The sequence below is a fragment of the Enterococcus casseliflavus genome (assembly GCF_029215545.1).
Classification (GTDB): Bacteria; Bacillota; Bacilli; order Lactobacillales; family Enterococcaceae; genus Enterococcus_D; species Enterococcus_D casseliflavus.
In genome coordinates this window covers 2,012,331-2,034,729 of the sequence record NZ_CP119393.1, presented here as the reverse complement: position 1 = coordinate 2,034,729, position 22,399 = coordinate 2,012,331, and the positions used below count along the sequence as shown (strand labels likewise).

General features: G+C 42.6%; 20 protein-coding genes. 18 read left to right on the top strand and 2 right to left on the bottom strand.

The genetic code is table 11. From position 1 onward, the window contains the following. Positions 1-13: 13 nt before the first annotated feature. The 4 genes from rnpM to rbfA are packed head-to-tail and all read left to right on the top strand — an operon-like array spanning position 14 to position 3,733. Positions 14-310 (top strand): RNase P modulator RnpM, encoded by a 297-nt coding sequence (rnpM, locus tag P0G38_RS09910; protein WP_005225922.1) that lies wholly within the window; start codon positions 14-16, stop codon positions 308-310. Then, on the top strand, positions 303-605 hold the full coding sequence (locus P0G38_RS09905) for a YlxQ-related RNA-binding protein (protein ID WP_015509584.1): 303 nt from the start codon (positions 303-305) through the stop codon (positions 603-605). The genes rnpM and P0G38_RS09905 overlap by 8 nt, the downstream gene beginning before the upstream one ends. A gap of 12 nt (positions 606-617) precedes the next feature. Further along, entirely contained in the window at positions 618-3,350 is a 2,733-nt protein-coding gene (infB, locus tag P0G38_RS09900) for a translation initiation factor IF-2 (protein ID WP_086295206.1), read from the top strand. Between the two features lie 32 nt (positions 3,351-3,382). After that, the gene (gene rbfA / locus P0G38_RS09895) at positions 3,383-3,733 is read left to right on the top strand and encodes a 30S ribosome-binding factor RbfA (protein ID WP_005225925.1); all 351 of its coding nucleotides are present in this window, start codon (positions 3,383-3,385) and stop codon (positions 3,731-3,733) included. Positions 3,734-3,784: 51 nt separating this feature from the next. Here rbfA and P0G38_RS09890 read toward each other — a convergent pair whose 3' ends face one another. Then, entirely contained in the window at positions 3,785-4,363 is a 579-nt protein-coding gene (locus P0G38_RS09890; protein ID WP_218212986.1) for a phosphatase PAP2 family protein, read from the bottom strand. A 122-nt stretch (positions 4,364-4,485) separates the two neighbouring features. On the opposite strand from P0G38_RS09890, the gene truB reads away from it, so the two are divergent. The 4 genes from truB (at position 4,486) to iadA (ending at position 9,514) form a co-directional block, all read left to right on the top strand. After that, positions 4,486-5,412: a tRNA pseudouridine(55) synthase TruB gene (truB, locus tag P0G38_RS09885; RefSeq protein WP_275850511.1), complete on the top strand. Its 927-nt coding sequence runs from the start codon at positions 4,486-4,488 to the stop codon at positions 5,410-5,412. Between the two features lie 2 nt (positions 5,413-5,414). Next, positions 5,415-6,368: a riboflavin biosynthesis protein RibF gene (gene ribF / locus P0G38_RS09880; protein WP_275850509.1), complete on the top strand. Its 954-nt coding sequence runs from the start codon at positions 5,415-5,417 to the stop codon at positions 6,366-6,368. A gap of 239 nt (positions 6,369-6,607) precedes the next feature. Further along, positions 6,608-8,299, top strand: a complete 1,692-nt coding sequence (yfcC, locus tag P0G38_RS09875; RefSeq protein ID WP_170927566.1) for a putative basic amino acid antiporter YfcC — start codon at positions 6,608-6,610, stop codon at positions 8,297-8,299. 30 nt (positions 8,300-8,329) lie between these two features. Continuing rightward, a complete protein-coding gene (iadA, locus tag P0G38_RS09870) occupies positions 8,330-9,514 on the top strand; it encodes a beta-aspartyl-peptidase (protein WP_275850507.1) in 1,185 nt (394 codons plus the stop codon). A gap of 136 nt (positions 9,515-9,650) precedes the next feature. On the opposite strand, the gene P0G38_RS09865 is transcribed toward iadA, so the two are convergent. Continuing rightward, positions 9,651-10,517: an aldo/keto reductase gene (locus tag P0G38_RS09865; protein WP_050759602.1), complete on the bottom strand. Its 867-nt coding sequence runs from the start codon at positions 10,515-10,517 to the stop codon at positions 9,651-9,653. 117 nt (positions 10,518-10,634) lie between these two features. Between P0G38_RS09865 and P0G38_RS09860 the strand changes: the two genes are divergently transcribed. From P0G38_RS09860 to P0G38_RS09815, 10 genes are all read left to right on the top strand, one after another. Beyond that, the gene (locus P0G38_RS09860) at positions 10,635-11,282 is read left to right on the top strand and encodes a hypothetical protein (protein ID WP_087627395.1); all 648 of its coding nucleotides are present in this window, start codon (positions 10,635-10,637) and stop codon (positions 11,280-11,282) included. A 441-nt stretch (positions 11,283-11,723) separates the two neighbouring features. Continuing rightward, positions 11,724-12,914 (top strand): radical SAM family heme chaperone HemW, encoded by a 1,191-nt coding sequence (gene hemW, locus P0G38_RS09855; RefSeq protein WP_275850502.1) that lies wholly within the window; start codon positions 11,724-11,726, stop codon positions 12,912-12,914. Between the two features lie 182 nt (positions 12,915-13,096). Further along, on the top strand, positions 13,097-14,140 hold the full coding sequence (hrcA, locus tag P0G38_RS09850) for a heat-inducible transcriptional repressor HrcA (RefSeq protein ID WP_087627396.1): 1,044 nt from the start codon (positions 13,097-13,099) through the stop codon (positions 14,138-14,140). Positions 14,141-14,178: 38 nt separating this feature from the next. After that, the gene (gene grpE / locus P0G38_RS09845; RefSeq protein ID WP_005225935.1) at positions 14,179-14,766 is read left to right on the top strand and encodes a nucleotide exchange factor GrpE; all 588 of its coding nucleotides are present in this window, start codon (positions 14,179-14,181) and stop codon (positions 14,764-14,766) included. Positions 14,767-14,818: 52 nt separating this feature from the next. Continuing rightward, positions 14,819-16,648, top strand: a complete 1,830-nt coding sequence (gene dnaK, locus P0G38_RS09840; protein ID WP_005235649.1) for a molecular chaperone DnaK — start codon at positions 14,819-14,821, stop codon at positions 16,646-16,648. Positions 16,649-16,774: 126 nt separating this feature from the next. After that, positions 16,775-17,944 (top strand): molecular chaperone DnaJ, encoded by a 1,170-nt coding sequence (gene dnaJ / locus P0G38_RS09835; protein WP_275850496.1) that lies wholly within the window; start codon positions 16,775-16,777, stop codon positions 17,942-17,944. A gap of 187 nt (positions 17,945-18,131) precedes the next feature. Beyond that, positions 18,132-19,232 (top strand): glycerol dehydrogenase, encoded by a 1,101-nt coding sequence (locus tag P0G38_RS09830; RefSeq protein WP_275850494.1) that lies wholly within the window; start codon positions 18,132-18,134, stop codon positions 19,230-19,232. A gap of 409 nt (positions 19,233-19,641) precedes the next feature. Beyond that, entirely contained in the window at positions 19,642-20,607 is a 966-nt protein-coding gene (locus P0G38_RS09825) for a PLP-dependent cysteine synthase family protein (RefSeq protein WP_275850492.1), read from the top strand. After that, positions 20,597-21,742 (top strand): cystathionine gamma-synthase, encoded by a 1,146-nt coding sequence (locus tag P0G38_RS09820; RefSeq protein WP_275850490.1) that lies wholly within the window; start codon positions 20,597-20,599, stop codon positions 21,740-21,742. Before P0G38_RS09825 ends, P0G38_RS09820 begins: the two co-directional genes overlap by 11 nt. Before the next feature lie 2 nt (positions 21,743-21,744). Beyond that, positions 21,745-22,389, top strand: coding sequence for a class I SAM-dependent methyltransferase (locus P0G38_RS09815; protein ID WP_060792075.1), 645 nt, complete (start codon positions 21,745-21,747; stop codon positions 22,387-22,389). Positions 22,390-22,399: the final 10 nt, after the last annotated feature.

Sequence of the window (22,399 nt, the reverse complement as noted above, 5' to 3'; positions counted from 1 at the left end):
AGGTGAGATCGTGATGAAAAAACGAAAAATTCCTTTACGAAAATCAGTGATTTCAGGCGAAATGCTGCCTAAGAAAGAAATGCTTCGTATCACTCGTTCAAAAGAAGGCGTTGTTTCCATCGATCCAACAGGAAAAATGCCAGGTCGAGGAGCTTATATAGCGATCGAACCGGCTGAAGCCCAGAAAGCATGGGATAAGCGGATCTTGGATCGGGTGCTGGAAACGAAATTAACAGATGAATTTTACCAAGAACTATTGGACTATGTAACGCACCAAAAAGCGCGAAAAGAGTTATTTGCAAATGAATAAAACCAAAGCATTAAATATGTTAGGACTAGCCATGCGTGCTGGGAAATTAGTGACTGGTGAAGAAATGACCTTAAAAGAGATTCGCAATGAGAAAGCTGCTTTGGTCATTGTCGCCAGTGATGCTGGTAAAAATACACAAAAGAAAATTAAGGACAAAAGTTCTTATTACGAAATTCCGCTCCTAGATGCATTTTCTGCTGATGAAATCAGTGCGGCCATTGGGAAACCAAGAATGGTCATTGGCATCTTAGATCAAGGATTTGCAAGGAAGGTGCAGGAATTAATATTAGGTTAGGAAGGTGATTGCATGGGGAAAAAAAGAATTTATGAACTTGCAAAAGAATGGAACAAATCGAGCAAAGAGGTTGTTGAAAAAGCACAATCTTTAGGCTTTGATGTCAAAAATCATATGGGCGCGATCTCAGATGGAGAGGCGCAGAAATTGCAGCAGTCATTAGGCGGCAATCCAAATGGTAAAACATCTGCAAACTCAAATCCCGCAAATCAGAAACCAGCCAACCAGCCGGAAAAACAAGAACAAAAGAAATTTAAAACGCAAAGAAATAATCCTAACTTCCAAAACCGTCATAACAATCAAAGTCAACAGCGAACTACGCAAAGCAATAACCGTCCTGCTGGTCAAGGACAAGTAGAGCGCACGAACAGTCAAGGAAGTAACAGACCAAATAACCAAGGAAGTCATAATCGAGTGAATAACCAAGAGAATCGTAACAATCAAGGGCAACAAAACCGCCCAACAAACCAAGGACAACAAAACCGTCCGAATAATCAAGGGCAACAAAACCGCCCAAACAACCAAGGACAACAAAATCGTCCGAACAATCAAGGACAGCAAAACCGTCCGAATAACCAAGGGCAACAAAATCGCCCAAACAACCAAGGGCAACAAAACCGTCCAAACAATCAAGGACAGCAAAACCGTCCAAACAACCAAGGGCAACAAAATCGTCCGAATAACCAAGGACAGCAAAACCGTCCAAACAACCAAGGACAACAAAATCGTCCGAACAATCAAGGGCAACAAAACCGTCCAGCCGCTCAATCTTCTGGAAATACGCAAGGGGCAGACCGTAACAACAACCGTACGCAAGGCTCGAATGATTCCCGTGGAGGAAATCAAAACCGCGGCAAGTCAAATTACGGTGGACGCAATAACAATTTCAACAACAACAATCGCAATAAATTTAACAAAAAAGGGAAAAAAGGCCGTCAGCAGACGGAAAAGAAACCGCCAGTTCCAGCACGTAAATTCCGTGAACTGCCAGAAGTATTGGAATATACAGAAGGCATGAACGTAGCGGATATCGCGAAAAAAATCTACCGTGAACCAGCAGAGATCATCAAGAAGCTCTTTATGATGGGGGTTATGGTCAATCAAAACCAACCTTTAGATAAAGATACGATTGAACTGCTTGCTACCGATTACGGAATCGAACCACAAGAAAAAGTTCAAGTGGATATCGCAGACATCGATAAATTCTTCGAAGCAGAAGAACAAATTGAAGAGAATTTAGTATCACGACCACCTGTTGTTACCATCATGGGTCACGTTGACCACGGGAAAACAACATTGCTTGATACGTTACGTCATTCACGCGTAACAAGTGGTGAAGCTGGAGGAATCACCCAGCATATCGGGGCTTACCAAATCGACATCAATGGCAAACCAATCACTTTCTTAGATACTCCTGGACACGCGGCGTTCACCAGTATGCGTGCACGGGGAGCAAGTATCACTGATATTACGATTTTAGTTGTCGCAGCTGATGATGGTGTCATGCCGCAAACGGTGGAAGCGATCAACCATGCGAAAGCAGCAAAAGTGCCAATCATCGTTGCAGTTAACAAAATCGATAAACCAGGTGCTAACCCTCAACATGTGATGCAAGAATTAAGTGAACATGAGTTGATCCCAGAAGCTTGGGGTGGGGATACGATCTTCGTTGAAATCTCAGCGAAATTTGGGCAAAACATTGAAGAATTGCTTGAAATGATCCTCTTAGTAGCAGAAGTCGAAGATTTGAAAGCTGATCCTACCCAACGAGCGATCGGTACCGTTATTGAAGCGCGCCTTGATAAAGGCAAAGGTCCTGTAGCAACACTATTGGTACAACAAGGAACTCTTCATGTTGGTGATCCAATCGTTGTAGGGAACACTTTCGGTCGTGTCCGCGTGATGACGAATGATTTAGGTCGTCGTGATAAAGCAGCTGGACCTGCAACGCCAGTCGAAATCACAGGATTGAACGATGTCCCTCAAGCAGGTGACCGTTTCGTTACCTTTGAAGATGAAAAAACGGCTCGGGCAGCAGGTGAAGAACGTGCAAAACGTGCCTTGATGGAGCAACGCGCATCAAGCAGTCGTGTGACATTGGATAACTTGTTTGAAAGTCTAAAAGAAGGCGAACTGAAAGAAGTAAATGTCATCATCAAAGCAGACGTACAAGGTTCAGCTGAAGCATTAGCTGCTTCATTGAAGAAAATCGATGTTGAAGGTGTGCGAGTGAACATCGTCCATTCAGCCGTTGGTGCAATCAATGAAAGTGATGTAACGCTAGCAGCAGCAAGTAATGCCATCATCATCGGATTTAACGTCCGTCCAACACCGCAAGCCAAACAGCAAGCGGAAGCGGAAAAAGTCGATATTCGTTTGCATCGCATCATCTACAAAGCGATCGAAGAAATCGAAACCGCGATGAAAGGGATGCTTGATCCTGAATTCGAAGAAAAAATCACTGGTCAAATGATCGTTCGTGAAACATACAAAGTATCTAAAGTGGGCACGATCGCAGGTTGCTACGTAACGGAAGGCAGTATTCGCCGTGACAGTGGCGTCCGCGTGATCCGTGACGGCATCGTTATCTATGAAGGAAAACTTGCCAGCTTGAAACGCTTCAAAGATGATGTCAAAGAAGTGAAGCTAGGGTTTGAATGTGGCGCGATGATCGAGAAATTCAACGATCTTAAAGTTGATGACGTGATCGAAGGCTATGTCATGGAAGAAGTACCGACAAAATAACGGAATGACAACTATACAAGGAGGCTTTTTGAATGGCTAACTATCGAGATCGCCGAGTGGCGCAAGAAATCTTAAAAGAAGTCAATCAAATTCTTCGTAAAAAAGTTCGTGATCCTCGCGTGCAAGATGTGACGATCACAGATGTACGAGTAACTGGAGATTTACAGCAAGCAACGATCTTTTACAGCACCCTAACGGACTTAGCTTCAGATAAGCAAAAAGCCCAAGCAGGACTGGAAAAAGCAACTGGCTTGGTTCGTCGTGAATTAGGTCAAGCGTTAACGCTCTATAAAGTTCCAGAAATCCAATTCGAATTGGATGAATCAGTACAATACGGGAATAAAATTGATGAAATGATTCGCGCATTGCACTCAGAAGAATAAAAAAAAGAGCAGCTTCCAATCGAAGCTGTTCTTTTTTATTTGAAAAGAGCATCAGGTATTCATCAGTAAAGTAACCAGTCCAGCAACACCTGCCCCTAAGAGCCAACCACCGATCACATCTGTTAAAAAATGGATTCCTAAGTAGACTCTGCTAAAGCCAATCATAAAGCTAAGCAAAATTGCCAGTAAGGTCATCGGGATGACAGCTGAGGGAACCAATTGTCCAAGATTCAAGGCGATCGTTCCATACATGGCAGCGGATGTGGCAGCATGAGCACTAGGAAAGCTGTGATCTTTTTCTTCAACTAAACGATGATCAATAGGACGATCTCGTCGGACGATTCGTTTGATCAAGTAAGCAGCTGCTGATACTATGAAGATACTGACTGCTGTTTTTGGTGCAAGATCCGCCCGCGATGATGGAAAGGCAAACAACAGTAAAGCAATCGCAACTGTCGGAAAGGCTTTTCCTAAATTGGTAAAAAAGTGCATCATGCGCGTCAAAGAGGGCGTACGGCTTTGGATGATCTGCAAAGCAAACGCTTCTTCCCAACGCTGCATCGTGCCGAGCTGAATCATGATCAAAAAAATGGCAAATCCAATAAATGACCCTATCGTTAAAACAACCATTTTAGGACCTCCTTATATGCTTAGTTTATCATGTAATGAGAAAGAGCGAAAAGGATTTTGTCGTGCAATGAATTTTTTTTATATGTTATAATAAGCAAGTTGAAGTGAAATGGAGGAATACGATGGACGGGATTTTACCATTATGGAAAGAGCGTGGACAAACAAGTCACGACTGCGTGTTTAAATTACGAAAAATATTAAAGACAAAAAAAATCGGACACAGCGGCACACTAGATCCTGACGTGGATGGTGTCTTGCCCATTTGTATCGGAAAAGGAACGAAGATCGTCGAATACTTGGTTGATTCTGGAAAAGTCTATACCGGGGAAATCACTTTGGGCTTCAGTACCACTACAGAAGATCGGTCGGGGGATATCGTTGAACAACAAGCACTAACTCGTCCGTTTACGAAGGAAGAGATCGATCAGGCAATGAAACAGTTGACGGGGACGATTACCCAGATCCCGCCGATGTATTCGGCGGTCAAAGTCAGTGGCAAACGACTTTACGAATATGCTCGTAACAATGAAACTGTCGAGCGGCCACAGCGCAAAGCAGAAATTTATTCCTTTGAACGAATTTCAGAGCCGATTATTCATGAGGACAATACGCAAAGCTGGCGTTTTGAAGTTGCTTGTGGAAAAGGGACCTATGTTCGCACATTAGCGGTCGACACAGGGAAATTGCTGGGTGTACCCGCGCATATGTCTGATTTGACTCGCCTAAAAAGCGGTGGTTTTTCAAAAGAACAATCCTACACGATTGCAGAGGTGCAAAAGGCAGTCGATGAACAACGTGTTTCGGAACTACTACTACCTTTAGAATACGGGGTATCAGAATTTCTTCAAGTGACGATCGATGCAGACCTCTGGCAGAAAGTAAAAAATGGCATGTGTTTGCCCTTCAGCGCGTTTGGATTACCAAAGCGCCCAGAGGAATTAGTGGCGATTTTTTATCGAGAACAATTGATCAGTATCTATAAAGCTCATGACAAATACCATGATATGATGAAACCGGTAAAAGTCATCCGTACAGAAATAGGAGAATGAATATGGAAATCATTGAAATAAGACACCCTTATGATCACGCAGCGATTCCTGATGAGGAGATCGTCTTAGTTTTAGGCTTTTTCGATGGCGTGCATTTAGGTCATCAAAAAGTCATTGAAACAGGACGAAAGATTGCAGAGGAGAAAGGGTTAAAATTGGCGTTGATGACCTTTAATCAGCATCCCTCGATCGTTTTTCAAAAGGTTGATCCTGAAAAAATGCATTACCTGACCAGTTTGCCGCAAAAAGAAGCGCACATGGAACAACTTGGGGTAGATATTCTTTATATCATTGAATTTACTTCTGCTTTTGCAAATTTGGCACCGCAAGTATTTGTAGATGAATACATGATCGGACTGCATGCAAAAGTTGTTGTTGCAGGTTTTGACTATACCTATGGCAAGAAAGAGATAGCCAACATGGCGCTTTTGCCAACCTATGCAGAAGGACGTTTTGAAGTCGTGACTGTCGCGCAAGAATCGTTTCATGAGGAAAAGGTCAGCTCCACACGCATTCGCTCTGCACTACAAAATGGTGATATGGTGCAAGTCAATCGCTTGTTAGGGTATATTTATGAATTTGAAGGAACCGTCGTTCACGGTGATGCTAGAGGACGAGAACTTGGGTTTCCAACCGCAAATATCAAAGTGAAGAGCACCGTTCGGTTGCCAAAAGAAGGCGTCTATGTGACGGAAATCAAAGTTGGTGACAAGTGGTATCCATCGATGGGATCGATTGGTCACAATGATACGTTTGGTCAAGGTCGCCAGTTAACAGTAGAGATTTATATTCTCGATTTTCACCAAGATATCTATGGTGAAACCGTGACGATCCGTTGGCATCATTTCTTACGTGATCAAGTCGCTTTCAATGGCGCACAAGCGTTGATCGAGCAATTAAAGCAAGATGAACGAGACACTGAAGCTTATTTTGATGGGCTTTCTGAAGAAAACTAGTCGTTCGTAGTGAAAAGAAGCGTTTCTGGCTTCTTTTCACTTTTTCTTTTTCTCTCTTTTTATAACGTAGTTTATTTGAATTCTAATGCTTTCCCCATGAGGAAAAAACGTTTTTTCGATATACTAAAAAATAGGCTAAAATGATAATTTATGCAGTACGCTGCAAAGGGAAAGGGAGAGAAAAAGTGACAATTGGAAAAAAAGCGAAAAAGGGGAAAGAAAAGAAAGATTTAACCAAAATGAAAACGCCGCATACGTATGTCATCATTTTTGGGGTCGTGCTGTTGGCATGGTTGCTGACTTTCTTAGTTCCTGCTGGGAAATTTAGTACACAAGAAATCGAGTATACCGATGCAAATGGGGACATAAGTACCAGAACGGTCTTGATGCAAGATTCGTTTCGTTATGCCTACCCGTTAGATAACGAATACGTCTATCAACAGTTGAATCAATTGGAAGACGATCCACAAGAGCTGGAAGAATTAGATGTCGATCCTGAGGCTTTAGCAGCTGTTCTAGCTGAAGGGCCTAAAGAGTTGTCCCAGAGTCAATTAGATGAGGTCGGGCTAACGGATGACACCCTTTACAGCCTTTATGGCGAAAAGATTTATGATACTTCAGAAAAACTGCATAAAACAGCCAAGGTTTGGGGAACCGATGACTTTGGCGGTTTCGGCTTTTTAAATTTTGTTTTTGAAGGGTTGGTTTCTGGCGACAAATACGGCTCAGCAGTAGGGATTGCAGCACTGATTTTAGTGGTCGGTGGTGCATTTGGTATTATCATGCAAACGGGAGCGATCGATGCGGGGATCTTTGCATTTATCAGCAAAACCCGTGGATTAGAACGTTTGGCATTGCCACTGTTGTTCTTTGCTTTTTCATTTGGTGGTGCTACTTTTGGGATGGCAGAAGAAGTCATTCCGTTTTCGATGGTCATGGTGCCTTTCGTGATCGCATTAGGGTATGACTCGATCGTGGCGGTCACTGTCACCTATGTCGCCTCCCAGATTGGGAATGCCACCTCGTGGATGAGTCCATTTAGTGTGGCAGTGGCTCAAGGGATCGCAGGTATTCCCGTTCTTTCAGGCGCAACGTTCCGAATCATCATGTGGGTCGTGGTTACCGCATTATCCGCAGGATACCTCATGATCTATGCCGAAAGAATTCGCAAGAATCCTGAGAAATCGCTCACGTATCAATCAGATGCGTATTTTCGAAATCATCTTGAAAAAACCTCCAGTGAGCAAAAACCATTTTTATTAGGTCATAAATTGATCTTGGTTGAAATGCTGGCGGTCTTGATCTGGATCGTATGGGGTGTGACACAAAAAGGCTATTATATTCCCGAGATCGCTTCTCAATTCTTTGTTATGGGCTTAGGGGCAGGAATCATAGCGGTTCTTTTCAAATTAGAAAATATGGGCTTGAATGATGTGGCGAGTGCCTTTCAATCAGGGGCCTCAGAATTAGCGGGAACTGCAATCGTTGTAGGGATGGCCAAAGGGATTCTTCTGGTTCTCGGCGGTTCTGATGCCAACGTGCCGTCAGCCTTGAATACGATTTTGCACAGCATCGGTGGTTTGTTAAGCAATGTTCCAGCATTTATTGGGGCATGGTTCATGTACATTTTCCAAAGCTTCTTCAATTTGATCGTGACCTCCAATTCAGGTCAGGCTGCATTGACCATGCCGATCATGGCGCCATTAGCTGATCTTTTAGGTGTTTCAAGACAGATCGCTGTATTGGCTTATCAATTAGGCTCAGGCTTCATGGATGCCTTCACTCCAGTATCGGCAAGTCTGATCGGTGTGCTAGGTGTCGCAAGAATCGAATGGGTGAAATGGGCGAAATTCCAGATCAAAATGCAAGGGTTCTTATTTGTATTAGGAACGATCTTCATCTTTATTGCAGTCGCGATCGGCTTGCAATAAGAAGCAATCAGACACGAGGAGGAAGCACTCATGAAGGTGATACGACAAGCGGAGGTTTATGCGCCTGACTATTTAGGAAAAAAAGATATTCTTTTAAGCGAAGACAAGATCATTGCTATTGAAGATTCGATCGAAGGAGGATTCTCAGGGGTTCCTCTTGAAGAAATCGATGGCACAGGGTTACTTGCTGTTCCCGGCTTTATTGACTGCCACTTTCATATCTTAGGAGGTGGCGGGGAAGGCGGCTTTCAGAACCGGACACCAGAAGTGAAATTGTCTCAGCTGACCTCAGCGGGGGTAACGACAGTGGTTGGGTGTTTGGGTACTGACGGAGTAGGCAGAGATATGACTGCCTTGATCAGTAAGGCCCGTGGACTAGAGGCAGAAGGCATCACGACGTACTTGTATGACGGTTCTTATCGATTGCCATTGACTCCGGTCACCGATTCTATCATTCAAGATTTTTTGACTATTGACAAAATCATTGGTATCGGTGAAATTGCCGTTTCTGACCATCGTTCTTCACAACCGAGTTTCGAAGAATTTACCCGCGCGGTGGCGGATGCCCGTGTTGGTGGGATGCTTTCTGGAAAAGCAGGCATCGTAAACGTCCACTTAGGTGGAGGAAAGAGAAAATATGAGCTACTTTTACGAACCATCGAAGAAACAGAGATTCCAATCAGCCAATTTTTACCGACACATGCCAATCGGACCAGCGAGCTTTTCGAAGCAAGTATTGCTTTTGCAAAAATGGGTGGAACGATTGATTTTACGGCGAGTGAGGATCCTGATTTCTGGGAAAAAGAAGACGATGAGGTTCGCTTCAGTAAAGGATTGAAGCGTTTGTTAGCAGAAGGGATCGGGCTGGATCAATTTACCATGACCTCTGATGGGCAAGGTAGCCTCCCGTACTTTGATGAAAACAATCAATTCATAGGTCTGGGTGTCGGTAGTTCGCGAGCCTTGATGGTAGGCATTAAAGAAGCAGTCCAAAAAGAGCAGATTCCATTGGAGATCGCCATTCGAGCAATCACTTCTAATCCAGCGAAAGTATTGAAGCTTGATCAAAAGGGACGTCTTGCAGCAGGGATGGATGCTGATATTTGTTTGCTGAACAAAGAAACATTAATAGTAGAAACGGTTCTAGCGAAAGGCAGAACGATGGTAGAAAAACAAGAAGTAAAAGTGTGGGGTACCTTTGAGCAACTAACATAAGAAGATTCCAGCTTTGACAAACTAAGAAACGGTTGTTTTTCTAAACAGAGTTTTAGAACAAAATAAGCAGCCCGATCCATGACCAGCATTTACTGGACTTGATCGGACTGCTTTTTTCAATTAAACGCAAGCATTCTTAAGCTTGCAACGCATCCAATTTCTTCATATCTTCTTCAGAAATTTCAAAGTCAACTTTGGCATTGTCAGAAATGTATTCTTCATGAACGGATTTTGGCAATGGCAGAATGTCTTTTTGTAGCAAGTAACGAATTGAAAGTTGTGGAATAGATTTTCCATAAGCTTCCGCAATCGTCTTCACTGCATCGTTATCGAGTAAACGACCGGTGGCGATTGGAGAATAGCCTTCCACTAAAATTTCGTGGTCTTTACAAAATGCCAATAACTCTTCATTTGTACGTCCAATATGGTAAACAAACTGGTTGACCATCGGTTTCACATCGCAATGATCAAAAATATTCTGTAAATCTTTTTGATCGAAGTTGGAAACACCAATTGATTTTACTTTCCCACTTAAGTAGGCTTCTTCTAGTGCTTTCCAAACATCGATGTTTTCAAGATAAAAATCTTTGTTTTCTGGATTGTTTCCCATGATTTTCCAAGGACGAGGAGCGTGGATCAAAATCAAATCGATATACCCTAAGTCAAGTTTTTTTAGAGAAGCATCAATGCTATCAACCGCTTCTTGATAGGTCTTCAACTCAGCAGGTACTTTCGTGGTAACAAAAATTTCTTCGCGGGCAACGCCTGAATCGCGCACAGCTTTCCCAACCGCTTCTTCGTTTTTGTAAGCTGCCGCTGTATCGACATGTCGATAACCGTTTTGAATGGCAAATTTTGTGGCGTTGTAAGCATCTTCTGGAGAAGATTGCCAGGTTCCAAGGCCAATCTTAGGAATTGTCAGTTTGTTCTGCAAGGTAAATGTTTCTTGTAATATCACGTATCTCAACCTACTTTCATCGCTTTTTTTTGTTACATCTTCCATTATAAAACGTTTTCTTGTTTGAAACAAATCAGACGCTGAAACTTTTTCGGTAAATTGACTTTCAAAAGGATCTTTGATACATTATCAGCAACCTAAACGCAGAAAGATGTGGAAAAAATGGATTTTGTAAAAGAAGATTTTGCCTATTATCGGCGCTCTTTTGAGTTGATGTATCGCAGTTATTTCCGTAGAAGAATGATTGCCCTTGGTGTGGCGATTTTGATTATCTTAGGTTATTTATTTTTGTTACAAGAAAGTTTGCTTTTAAATATCATCTTGTTAGGTATTTTGCTAGGGATGATGGCGTGGCTAGTTTCACTTTATCAGAAGGCGAGTGAGGTCGTACGTGCTTTTGAAGAAGAAAATCAGGTGCCGCAAATTCATCAACTGACAGAATTCGAGGATCATTATGCGTTCCCAATGAACGATGGAACAACGATGCGCGTGAAGAAAAACGGCAATCGCAACTTCCCTTCCAATAATAAGCAGTACACGTTGATGGCAGGCTATAAAAAAGTTTTCTTTGTGCAACAACCCTTGATGATTTTTTACTATGACCTCTTGGAAATGAAGTATGATGAAGCGTATCGTTTGAAACGAAATCGCCAAAACGGGTTCAATCGTTGGTCGCGTTATTTCAGCTTTCGCTCCTTTAAAGGATCGATCGGCAATGTTTTTCAATTCTTGCTGGGAAATATTTTCTTCTTATTTATTGCGTATCGGTTGATCCGCTATCTGATCGATATTTTGCTACACATTCTATAACGGTCGCCAAGGGGATGATTCTCATCGTTTTCATAGACTGGTGAAAAAGATGATAGGACTTAATTTTTTAAAAAAGGTATACTTAAGTCAGATAAGACAAGCAATTGTCTTTCAAGAATAAGAGTCCTGCTCTTGTTAAGTAAGCCGTCAGCAACAGCTTATCTATTGTGGCGCTAACAGTTTGGGGGAAGTGTTAGTTCTTGTAACAAACAGATTTTTTTCTGGGTGGGATAAGAACAAAAGCGGTATTTTACCGTACTTAATAAGAGTAGTGCTCTTAATTTTTGCTATGACTATTTGAAGACATCACTTCTTGGAAGTGGTGTTTTTTCTTGCCCAAAATAGTCCAAGTGATAGGAGAATTCTAAGAACTATGCTACAATGAGTGCCGATGCTCTCAGCGATGGGAGTAAAAAGAAGGTAGAGGAGAATCACTTAGGAATGCCTGAAGGTCAAACAATAAACGATCCATCTACAAAAAGCGCGCAAAATATTTCTGCGTATATACATATACCATTCTGTGAACATATCTGCTATTACTGTGACTTCAACAAAGTGTTTTTAGAAGGGCAGCCAGTGGATGAGTACATCGAAGCGTTACTAAAAGAAATTGAGCTGACCCTCTTGCGTCAGCCTATCAATGAGGCGGAAACAATTTATATCGGCGGCGGGACGCCAACGTCGCTTTCGGCGAACCAGCTGGATCGATTGCTTTCAGGTGTGCATGAATTGCTGCCGACCCACACAACCAAAGAGTTTACCGTGGAAGCAAATCCTGGTGATTTGAGTGAAGAAAAAATGCTGGTTTTGAAAAACCATCAAGTCACTCGCTTGTCGATGGGGGTCCAAACCTTTGATAATCGCTTGCTTAAAAAAATTGGCCGCAAGCATACCGCTGAAGATGTTTATTCAACCATTCAGCTGCTGGAAAAACATGATTTTCAGAATGTGACGATCGATTTGATTTATGCACTTCCGGGACAAAGCATAGAAAGCTTCCGTGATACACTGACGCGAGCGATTAATCTCGGGTTGCCTCACTATGCGATGTATTCCTTGATTTTAGAAAACAAAACCATGTTTATGAACTGGGTTCGCCAAGGGAGAATGGCGCTGCCTTCTCAAGAAGCTGAAACGCAGATGTTTGATGAGGCGATCGCCGCGATGACAAAAGCTGGCTTGAATCAATATGAAATCAGTAATTTTGCACGACCAGGGTATGAGTCCTTGCATAATCTAGTGTATTGGAACAATGAACATTATTTTGGATTTGGGGCAGGCGCCAGCGGGTATCTTGGACAGACCCGCTACAAGAATAAAGGTCCAATCCAGCATTATTTGAAACCATTACAGGAAAATCAATTGCCAATCCATGAAACCGAAGAATTGACAACCAGTAATCAAATGGAAGAGGAACTGTTTTTAGGCCTTCGTAAAAAGGCTGGCATTTCAAAAATACGCTTTGCAGAAAAATTCGGGAAGTCTTTTCAGGAAATCTATGGTTCAACTAGCGAACAGTTGATTCAAAAAGGCTGGTTGGCTAGTCAAGGTGATCGTGTCTTTTTAACGAAAGCTGGGATGTTCATTGGCAACGAAGTGTTTGAAGCATTTCTCTTGGATGGAGAAAAATAAGAAAGAACAAGGAAGAGAAGTAGCCATTTCGCGCTGCTTCTTTTTTTGATTTCTTTTTTAGCACTCTCTTAGAAAGAGTGCTAAAAAAGTGATGCAAATACTTGACATTCCTAGCAAATATGGTATATTTATAATCGTGTTAGCACTTAATAGGAATGAGTGCTAACGGAGGAGTGGATAAAATGTTGACACCTAGACAACAAATGATTTTACACCTCATCATCCAAAACTATACGAATACTGGTCAGCCCACGGGCTCGAAACGATTGATGGAAGATGGGGTTGAAGCTAGCTCTGCCACCATTCGTAATGAGATGAAGGCGCTGGAAGAAGCTGGACTTCTGCTAAAAACACATTCATCTTCAGGGCGTGTGCCATCAATAAAAGGGTATCGCTATTACGTTGATCACTTATTGAAGCCATCTGAAGTTGACCAAAACGAAATTCAAACCATTCGTCATTCTTTTGGAAAAGATTTTCATGAAATCAATGAAATCATCCAGCAGTCTGCCACGATCTTGTCCAACTTGACTAGCTATACAGCGTTGTCTCTCGGACCAGATATGAAGGAAAGGAAATTGACGGGCTTTCGAATCGTCCCTTTGAATGCACGACAGATCATCGCGATCATCGTGACGGATAAAGGAAATGTCGAAAATCAAGTCTTTGCTCTTCCTGAATCGATGAGCAGCGAAGATTTGGAAAAAATGGTAAGGATCATCAACGACAAATTGATCGGTGAACCTCTAATGACGGTCTACCATCGATTAAGAACCGAGATTCCTATGATTCTGCATAAGTATTTTCAAACGACTGACGGAATCGTTGATCTCTTTGATACGATGCTGAGCCATATTTTTGAAGAAAAAATCTTCGTCGGCGGGCGAATGAATCTTCTGGATTTTGAACCGACGCAAGATGTTAGTCAGTTCAAATCGATGTATTCATTTATGAAAAACGCAGATCAGCTGACACAGCTGCTGGCGCCAAGAGATTCTGCGATTCAAATCAGAATCGGCTCTGAGCTTGGCAACGACTTGTTACAAAATATGAGTTTGATCCAAGCCAGCTATGAAATCGAAGGTCATGGACAAGGAACGATCGCTTTATTAGGTCCATCAAGTATGCCGTATTCACGGATGTTTGGATTGATGGAAGTTTTTCGAGGCGAGTTAGCAAAAAAATTGGCCGATTATTATCGCGCATTAGACGCTGCCAATGAATAAGCGGCAATGAAACAAATCGTAGAAGGGATGGTTGAAACGTGACGGAAAAAGAAGAGCGTTTAGATGAAGAATTAGATAAAACTGCTGAAGAAACCGCAGAAACAACTGAATCTTCAAATGAATCAACTGAAACTGAAGCACAGACTCCTCAACCAGAGGAAGAAGCAGTGGAAAAAAGCGAATTGGAACTTTTGCAAGAAAAGAATAACGAATTGGAAGATCAATTCCTGCGTGCTCGTGCAGAGATCGCAAATATCACTTCACGTAACCGCAACGAGCGGGAACTTTTACAAAAATACCGCTCGCAAGATCTTGGCAAAAAACTGTTGCCAGCAATCGACAATTTGGAACGAGCGATGGCAGCAGATGTCGATCAAGACCAAGCTGCGAATTTGAAAAAAGGCGTTGAAATGGTTCTTGAAAGTCTGCGTCAAGCCTTAAAAGAAGAGGGAATCGAAGAGATTCCTGCTGAAGGTGCAATGTTCGATCCGAACTTGCATCAAGCGGTGCAGACTGTACCTGCCTCTGATGAAACACCGGCAGACACAATCGTTACTGTCTTGCAAAAAGGGTATAAATTGCATGATCGTGTCTTGCGTGCAAGCATGGTCATCGTTGCACAATAGTTCTTTCTATCTATAAGTAGATGTTTAAATTAAAAAAGGGAGTGTATTACTTATGAGTAAAATTATCGGTATCGACTTAGGAACAACAAACTCAGCTGTTGCTGTCCTTGAAGGTGGCGAAGCAAAAATCATTACGAATCCAGAAGGGAACCGTACCACACCTTCTGTTGTCTCATTCAAAAACGGTGAGATCCAAGTAGGGGAAGTTGCAAAACGCCAAGCAGTAACAAACCCGAATACGATTTCTTCTATTAAACGCCATATGGGTGAAGCTGGATACAAAGTAGAAGTTGAAGGCAAATCTTACACACCACAAGAAGTTTCCGCAATGGTTCTTCAATACATCAAAGGATTTGCCGAAGACTATTTAGGTGAAAAAGTTGAAAAAGCAGTCATTACTGTTCCTGCATACTTCAACGATGCGCAACGTCAAGCAACCAAAGATGCTGGTAAAATTGCCGGTCTTGAAGTAGAACGGATCGTCAACGAACCAACTGCTGCAGCTTTAGCTTATGGATTAGATAAAACAGATAAAGATGAAAAAATCCTAGTCTTTGACTTAGGTGGCGGTACTTTCGACGTATCGATCCTTGAATTAGGGGATGGCGTCTTTGACGTATTATCAACTGCTGGGGACAACAACCTAGGTGGGGATGACTTTGATAACAAAATCATCGATCACATGGTAGCAGAATTCAAAAAAGAAAACGGCATTGATCTTGGAAAAGATAAAATGGCCTTGCAACGTTTGAAAGATGCTGCTGAAAAAGCGAAAAAAGACTTGTCAGGTGTAACAAGTACTCAAATCAGCTTGCCATTTATCACAGCTGGTGATGCTGGTCCATTGCACTTGGAAATGACCTTGACTCGTGCGAAATTCGATGAATTGACCGCAGACCTAGTCGAACGGACAAAAATTCCAGTACGTCAAGCTTTGAAAGATGCTGGCTTATCACAATCAGAAATCGATGAAGTCATCTTAGTTGGTGGTTCAACACGTATTCCAGCAGTAGTTGATGCTGTTCGTAAAGAAACCAATAAAGAACCAAACAAATCAGTAAACCCAGATGAAGTGGTAGCGATGGGTGCTGCGATCCAAGGTGGCGTGATCACAGGTGATGTGAAAGATGTCGTCTTACTAGACGTTACACCATTATCATTAGGTATCGAAACAATGGGTGCCGTCTTCACAAAACTGATCGATCGTAACACAACGATCCCTACAAGTAAATCACAAGTCTTCTCAACTGCAGCAGACAATCAACCAGCCGTTGATATCCATGTCTTGCAAGGAGAACGCCCAATGGCAGCTGACAACAAAACATTAGGTAGATTCCAATTGACGGATATTCCACCAGCACCTCGTGGCATCCCTCAAATCGAAGTAACATTTGATATTGATAAAAATGGGATCGTCAATGTTTCTGCAAAAGATTTAGGTACACAAAAAGAACAAAAAATCACGATCAAATCATCTTCAGGTTTATCAGATGAAGAAATCGAACGCATGGTAAAAGATGCTGAAGCAAACGCTGAAGCCGACAAACAACGCAAAGAAGAAGTTGATCTACGCAATGACGTCGATGCTTTGTTGTTCACTGTTGATAAAACATTGAAAGAGCTTGAAGGCAAAGTGGATGCAGACGAAGTCAAAAAAGCGGAAGAAGCTCGTGATGAGTTGAAAGCTGCGGTTGAAGCAAACAACTTAGAAGAAATGAAAACGAAACGTGATGCTTTGAATGAAATCGTACAAAACTTAACCGTTAAATTATACGAACAAGCAGCACAACAACAAGCACAAGAAAATCCAGAAGCTGCACAAGGCGGCGCAGACGATGTGGTTGACGCCGACTTTGAAGAAGTAGACGGTGACGATAAATAATCGCTGTTTGTGAAAAAGCCAAAGTCACCGCTTTGGCTTTTTCTTATGAATTTGCGAAACGTATTTTTCTAGAGCGAATTATATGCTAAAATACGAGAGACGCAAGAATAGAGTGGAGGGAAGCCAATGGCAGACAAAAGAGATTATTATGAGGTCTTAGGTCTACAAAAAGGGGCTTCGGATGACGAAATCAAAAAAGCTTATCGTAAGCTTTCAAAACAATATCATCCAGACATCAATAAAGAACCTGATGCAGAAGCAAAGTTTAAAGAGATTTCTGAGGCCTATGAAATATTAAGTGATTCCCAAAAAAGAGCTGCTTATGACCAGTATGGTCATGCTGGTACCGATCCGAACTACGGAGGCGGTTATGGCGGTGGATTCGGCGGCTTTAACAGTGGCGGTTTCTCCGGTGGCGGTTTTGGTGGATTTGAAGACATTTTCGAATCGTTTTTTGGTGGTGGAGGCGGCAGAGCAGCCAATCCTAATGCACCTCGACAAGGAGCAGACTTGCAATATGCGGTTGATCTTTCCTTTGAAGAAGCGATTTTCGGAGTGGAAAAAACTGTTCAATACAATCGTGAAGAAACCTGTCATACCTGCGGCGGGAACGGGGCAAAACCAGGTACTTCACCAGAAGCCTGTCATAAATGTCATGGTGCAGGTACTATCAATGTTGAACGTCAAACACCGCTTGGTCGTGTAATGAGCCGTCAAACCTGTGATGTTTGTCATGGAACTGGGAAAGAAATCAAAGAACCATGTACAACCTGTCATGGTACTGGCCATGAAAAGAAAAAACATAATGTAAAAGTCAACGTGCCTGCAGGTGTCGAAGATGGACAACAAATGCGTTTATCTGGCCAAGGGGAAGCTGGAACCAATGGTGGTCCTTATGGGGACCTATACGTTGTTTTCCGTGTGGAAGAAAGTGATATTTTTGATCGTGACGGTTCAGAGATTTATTACGAGTTGCCGTTGAACTTTGTCCAAGCAGCTTTAGGAGATGAGGTCAATGTGCCAACCGTTCACGGGAATGTGAAGTTAAAAATCCCAGCTGGGACCCAAACAGGTACGAACTTCCGCTTACGCGGTAAAGGAGCACCTCGCTTACGGGGAGGCGGCAATGGCGATCAACAAGTCAAAGTGAAGCTGATCACACCTAAGAACTTAAATGAGGAACAAAAAGAAGCATTGCGGGCTTATGCAAAAGCTAGTGGTCATGAAACCACCGAACAACAACCAGAAGGATTTTTTGATAAAATGAAAGATGCTTTTGGTGGGAAAAAGAAATAACAAGTAAATAATCCAATTCATGCCCTTATAAAACCATCAGTTTTATAAGGGCATGAGTGTTTGTATGGCTATAAATGTGCAGTATGGGCGAGAATCGAATCTTCTTGGCCATCTTTTTTTCTTTTCCTTTGAAATCGCTTGCTTAGTGTGTCACAATAAAAGTAGACCAATTGAAGGAGGAGATACAATGGAAAGAATATTTGCGAGTCCGTCACGATACGTTCAAGGAAAAGGAGTATTGAAGGATGGTTTATCTCACATTAAAGATCTAGGAAAGAAAGTGCTGCTTTTGACCGATGAAACAGTTTGGAAAATTGCCGGGGAAGATTTATTTGAAAATCTCAAAGCGGCTGATTTAGGTCCGGTAAAAGAAATTTTTGGTGGAGAAGCTTCTGCAAATGAAATCGATCGTATCGTCTCTAAAGCCAAAAGCGAATCCATTGAAGTAATTGCTGCATTAGGTGGCGGGAAAGCCATCGATACTGGGAAAGCTGTTGCGGATGAATTAAACATACCGATTGCTGTTTTGCCAACGATCGCTTCTACTGATGCACCAACTTCGGCACTTTCTGTTATTTATACAGATGAAGGTCGCTTTGAAAAATATCGTTTTTACAACAAAAACCCTGAACTTGTCTTAGTGGATACAGCCGTTATTGCGAAAGCGCCTGCCAAATTACTTGCAGCGGGTATTGCGGATGCACTAGCAACCTATGTCGAAGCACGCGCCGTTGCCCGAAGCCATAGTAAGAATATGGTGGGTGGTATTCAACCAATTGCCAGCATGGCAATCGCTGAAAAATGCGAAGAGATTCTTTTTGAGAATGCACTGAAAGCCTATCAAGCAAATAAAAAACAAGTCGTTACCGAAGCTTTTGAACAAATCGTGGAAGCCAACACTCTGTTAAGTGGTTTAGGCTTTGAAAGTGCTGGATTGGCAGCAGCTCATGCGATTCATAATGGCTTGACAGCCCTTGAAGGAGACGTTCATGATCTGACCCATGGTGAGAAGGTTGCTTACGGAACACTCACTCAATTAATGCTGGAAAATGCAGATCCTGAAGAGCTCGACCAATATATAGAATTGTATCAGGCATTAGAATTACCGACGACATTATCCGACATGCATCTTGCGGAAGCCAGCGATGCAGACCTATTAAAAATTGGCGAGCAAGCAACCATCGAAGGGGAAACGATCCACAATATGCCATTCCCAGTTTCTGCAGAAGATGTTGCAGCAGCGATCAAAGCCGTGGATGCCTATGTGAGTGCTTACTATCCTCTATGATGTTATTTTATTAAAGATCATCAATGTGTGCTCGGTGATTTCAAAAAACGTTTGACAATAAAAAAGAGTCGTGCTATTTTGATAACAAGCAAATTAAAGGAGGGAACAAGACATGACAAACGTCAACACACAAACTACCTGTTGTTGTTGTATGGTGCAAAAAGCAGCATACCGATTTGTCATGCCTATTATTAGTTCCTTTGTCGCAGAAGATCGCTGAAGTTTCTTTAGTGATTCACTTCTATCCGGATAAGACGACATTTTTTTGGGGTACTGATGTAATAGTCAGTACCCCTTTTTGTTTGCTGTTTTTTACCGCTTTCATTGGCGACGGCTGATGATTGCAAATGAAAATGAGTACATGAAGCATACGAGTTGTGACAAACAAAGTTGAGCGAGGAGTCGAGCGATGATCGTTAATAATATAAAAGCATTGATTGGGCACACCCCATTCTTTGAATTTGATGCCGCAGCATTTGGCGGCAAAAAGGGAAGTACCATCTATGCGAAACTTGAGTATTTAAATCCTGGTGGAAGTATCAAGGACCGCTTAGGAAAGTATTTGATCGATGAAGCGTTTCGCGAGCATGTGATCGATTATGAGACAACCGTTATCGAACCGACAGCGGGAAATACTGGAATTGGTTTAGCTTTAGCTGGAATCGAGTATGGCTTAAAAATGATTTTTGTCATTCCTGAAAAATTTAGCCTTGAAAAGCAGCAACTGATTGAAGCGTTGGGCGGGACCATCGTTCATACGCCCACTGAAGCAGGCATTCAAGGGGCGATTGAAAAAGCAAAGGAAATAGCAAAACAGCTACCAAATAGTTATATGCCAATGCAATTTCACAATCAAAACAATCCTGCAGCCTACCAAGCAACCTTAGGCCCAGAGATCTTTCAGGAGTTATCTGGAAAAATTGACAGCTTTGTTGCTGGAGCTGGCAGCGGGGGGACCTTCGCGGGTGTCGCAACATACTTAAAAAAGCAAAAATCAAGCACTCGACTTGCTGTCGTTGAACCAGAAGGATCGATCTTAAATGGCGGGCCTGCCCATGGACATGAGATTGAAGGGATCGGTGTTGAGTTCATTCCACAATTTTTTGACGATTTGCTTATTGATCAAATTTATACGATCAGTGATGCGGAAGGCTTTGCTTTTACTCGTTACTTGGCAAGAAACTATGGTTTGCTTGTTGGAAGTTCAAGTGGAGCGGCGATGGCAGCAGCAGTAAAAGAAAGCCTCGAATTACCAACTGGAAGCTCGATCGTTACCGTCTTTCCAGATGGAGGCGATCGCTATCTATCAAAACAGATTTATGCGGGTGAATCAGCAATCACCCCATTCATAGGAGGAGTAAACCATGCATTTTAATACAAAAGTAATCCACGGCGGTATCAGCGAAGACGAAATGACTGGTGCTGTTAGTGTGCCAATTTACCAAACATCAACCTATCGGCAAAATGCTCTTGGTCAGCCAAAGCAATATGAATACAGTCGTTCAGGCAATCCAACTCGATTTGCCTTAGAAGAATTGATTGCGGATCTGGAAGAAGGCGCCCATGGGTTTGCTTTTGCCTCTGGATTAGCAGCCACCCATGCGGTCTTCTCGCTGTTTCAGACTGGAGACCATATCATTTTAGGGGATGATGTATATGGCGGGACGTTTCGTTTGCTCCATCAAGTATTAGAAAAAAGCGGATTGTCTTATACACTTGTCAAAACAAATGAGCTAGCTGCCATTGAAGCAGCCATCCTTCCAGAAACCAAAGCGATCTTTCTGGAAACGCCGACTAATCCATTATTGAAGATCACGGACATCGCAATCGTTGCCCAACTAGCTAAAAAACAGGACATTTTGACGATCGTGGATAATACCTTTGCGACCCCTTACTTTCAAAAGCCGCTACAATTAGGCGCAGATATTGTGATTCACAGTGCTACCAAGTATCTCGGTGGACACAGTGATGTAGTAGCTGGGTTAGCGGTTGCCAAAGAGCCGCAAATCGCCAAAAGAATTGCTTTTTTACAAAACGCCATTGGTGGTGTATTGGGGCCTCATGATAGCTGGTTGATCCAACGAAGCATCAAAACACTTGCTTTGCGGATGGAAGCACATCAAAACAACGCGATGAGAATTGCCCACTACTTACAAGCACATCCAGCTGTCGCAAAGGTTTATTATCCAGGATTGATTGCCCATGAAGGACATGAGATCGCCAAATCACAGATGTCTGGGTATAGCGGTATGATATCTTTTGAACTAAACGATGAATCGAAAACAGCAGAATTTGTTGAATCATTAAAGATTTTTACTTTAGCAGAAAGCTTAGGTGGCGTGGAAAGCTTGGTAGAAGTGCCAGCCGTGATGACCCATGCCTCGATCCCTAAAGAAATTCGTGAGCAATCTGGGATCAAAGATGGCTTGATTCGGTTGTCGGTGGGCATCGAAGACGGTGAGGATCTGCAGGCAGATTTAGAGCAAGCGTTTGAAAAGGCAGGTAGCTAGTGATGGGGAGAGAGTTTATTCCAATTTTTTCTGACTGGGCAGCTGAGTACGATGAAACAGTTGCAGGTAAGGATGAAGAGTATCGAGCGGTTTTTTTCAAATATGAACAGTTACTCGCTGAAATTGCTGAAAAAGCAGGGCAGTCTGTGGTAGAATTTGGTAGTGGAACTGGAAATCTAACACAAGCTCTGCTTGATCAAGGAAAAAACGTGCTGGCAATCGAGCCATCGCCAGAGATGCGGCGAATCGCCAAGTCAAAACCCAGTCTTTCTAAAGTGACTTTTGTAGATGGTGATATGGAGGTTTTTCCTGAGATCACGGATGTGATTGATACGATCGTTTCTACCTATGTTTTTCATCATCTTACGGAGGACGAAAAACAACGGGCAATCGGCAAATATGCTGCGATGCTGCCCAAAGGCGGGAAAGTGCTTTTCGGGGATACGATGTTTCTTTCTCTAGCCCACAAAATGGAACGAATCGATGAAGCACGGCAAGCTGGTCACCAGCGACTAGCCGCTGATCTGCAAAGAGAGTACTATCCAGTTATAGCGGATATCGAACGATACTTTCGTCAGCATGGGTTTACCAGTCGTTTTAAGCAGATCAATGAGTATGTTTGGCTTGTGGAAGCACAAAAAGAGTAGGAGAGAAGTA

Coding starts and splice junctions, on each gene's coding strand:
- rnpM (WP_005225922.1), top strand. CDS start 14: ATGAAAAAACGAAAAATTCCTTTACGAAAATCAGTGATTTCAGGCGAA.
- P0G38_RS09905 (WP_015509584.1), top strand. CDS start 303: ATGAATAAAACCAAAGCATTAAATATGTTAGGACTAGCCATGCGTGCT.
- infB (WP_086295206.1), top strand. CDS start 618: ATGGGGAAAAAAAGAATTTATGAACTTGCAAAAGAATGGAACAAATCG.
- rbfA (WP_005225925.1), top strand. CDS start 3,383: ATGGCTAACTATCGAGATCGCCGAGTGGCGCAAGAAATCTTAAAAGAA.
- P0G38_RS09890 (WP_218212986.1), bottom strand. CDS start 4,363: ATGGTTGTTTTAACGATAGGGTCATTTATTGGATTTGCCATTTTTTTG.
- truB (WP_275850511.1), top strand. CDS start 4,486: ATGGACGGGATTTTACCATTATGGAAAGAGCGTGGACAAACAAGTCAC.
- ribF (WP_275850509.1), top strand. CDS start 5,415: ATGGAAATCATTGAAATAAGACACCCTTATGATCACGCAGCGATTCCT.
- yfcC (WP_170927566.1), top strand. CDS start 6,608: ATGAAAACGCCGCATACGTATGTCATCATTTTTGGGGTCGTGCTGTTG.
- iadA (WP_275850507.1), top strand. CDS start 8,330: ATGAAGGTGATACGACAAGCGGAGGTTTATGCGCCTGACTATTTAGGA.
- P0G38_RS09865 (WP_050759602.1), bottom strand. CDS start 10,517: ATGGAAGATGTAACAAAAAAAAGCGATGAAAGTAGGTTGAGATACGTG.
- P0G38_RS09860 (WP_087627395.1), top strand. CDS start 10,635: ATGGATTTTGTAAAAGAAGATTTTGCCTATTATCGGCGCTCTTTTGAG.
- hemW (WP_275850502.1), top strand. CDS start 11,724: ATGCCTGAAGGTCAAACAATAAACGATCCATCTACAAAAAGCGCGCAA.
- hrcA (WP_087627396.1), top strand. CDS start 13,097: ATGTTGACACCTAGACAACAAATGATTTTACACCTCATCATCCAAAAC.
- dnaK (WP_005235649.1), top strand. CDS start 14,819: ATGAGTAAAATTATCGGTATCGACTTAGGAACAACAAACTCAGCTGTT.
- dnaJ (WP_275850496.1), top strand. CDS start 16,775: ATGGCAGACAAAAGAGATTATTATGAGGTCTTAGGTCTACAAAAAGGG.
- P0G38_RS09830 (WP_275850494.1), top strand. CDS start 18,132: ATGGAAAGAATATTTGCGAGTCCGTCACGATACGTTCAAGGAAAAGGA.
- P0G38_RS09825 (WP_275850492.1), top strand. CDS start 19,642: ATGATCGTTAATAATATAAAAGCATTGATTGGGCACACCCCATTCTTT.
- P0G38_RS09820 (WP_275850490.1), top strand. CDS start 20,597: ATGCATTTTAATACAAAAGTAATCCACGGCGGTATCAGCGAAGACGAA.
- P0G38_RS09815 (WP_060792075.1), top strand. CDS start 21,745: ATGGGGAGAGAGTTTATTCCAATTTTTTCTGACTGGGCAGCTGAGTAC.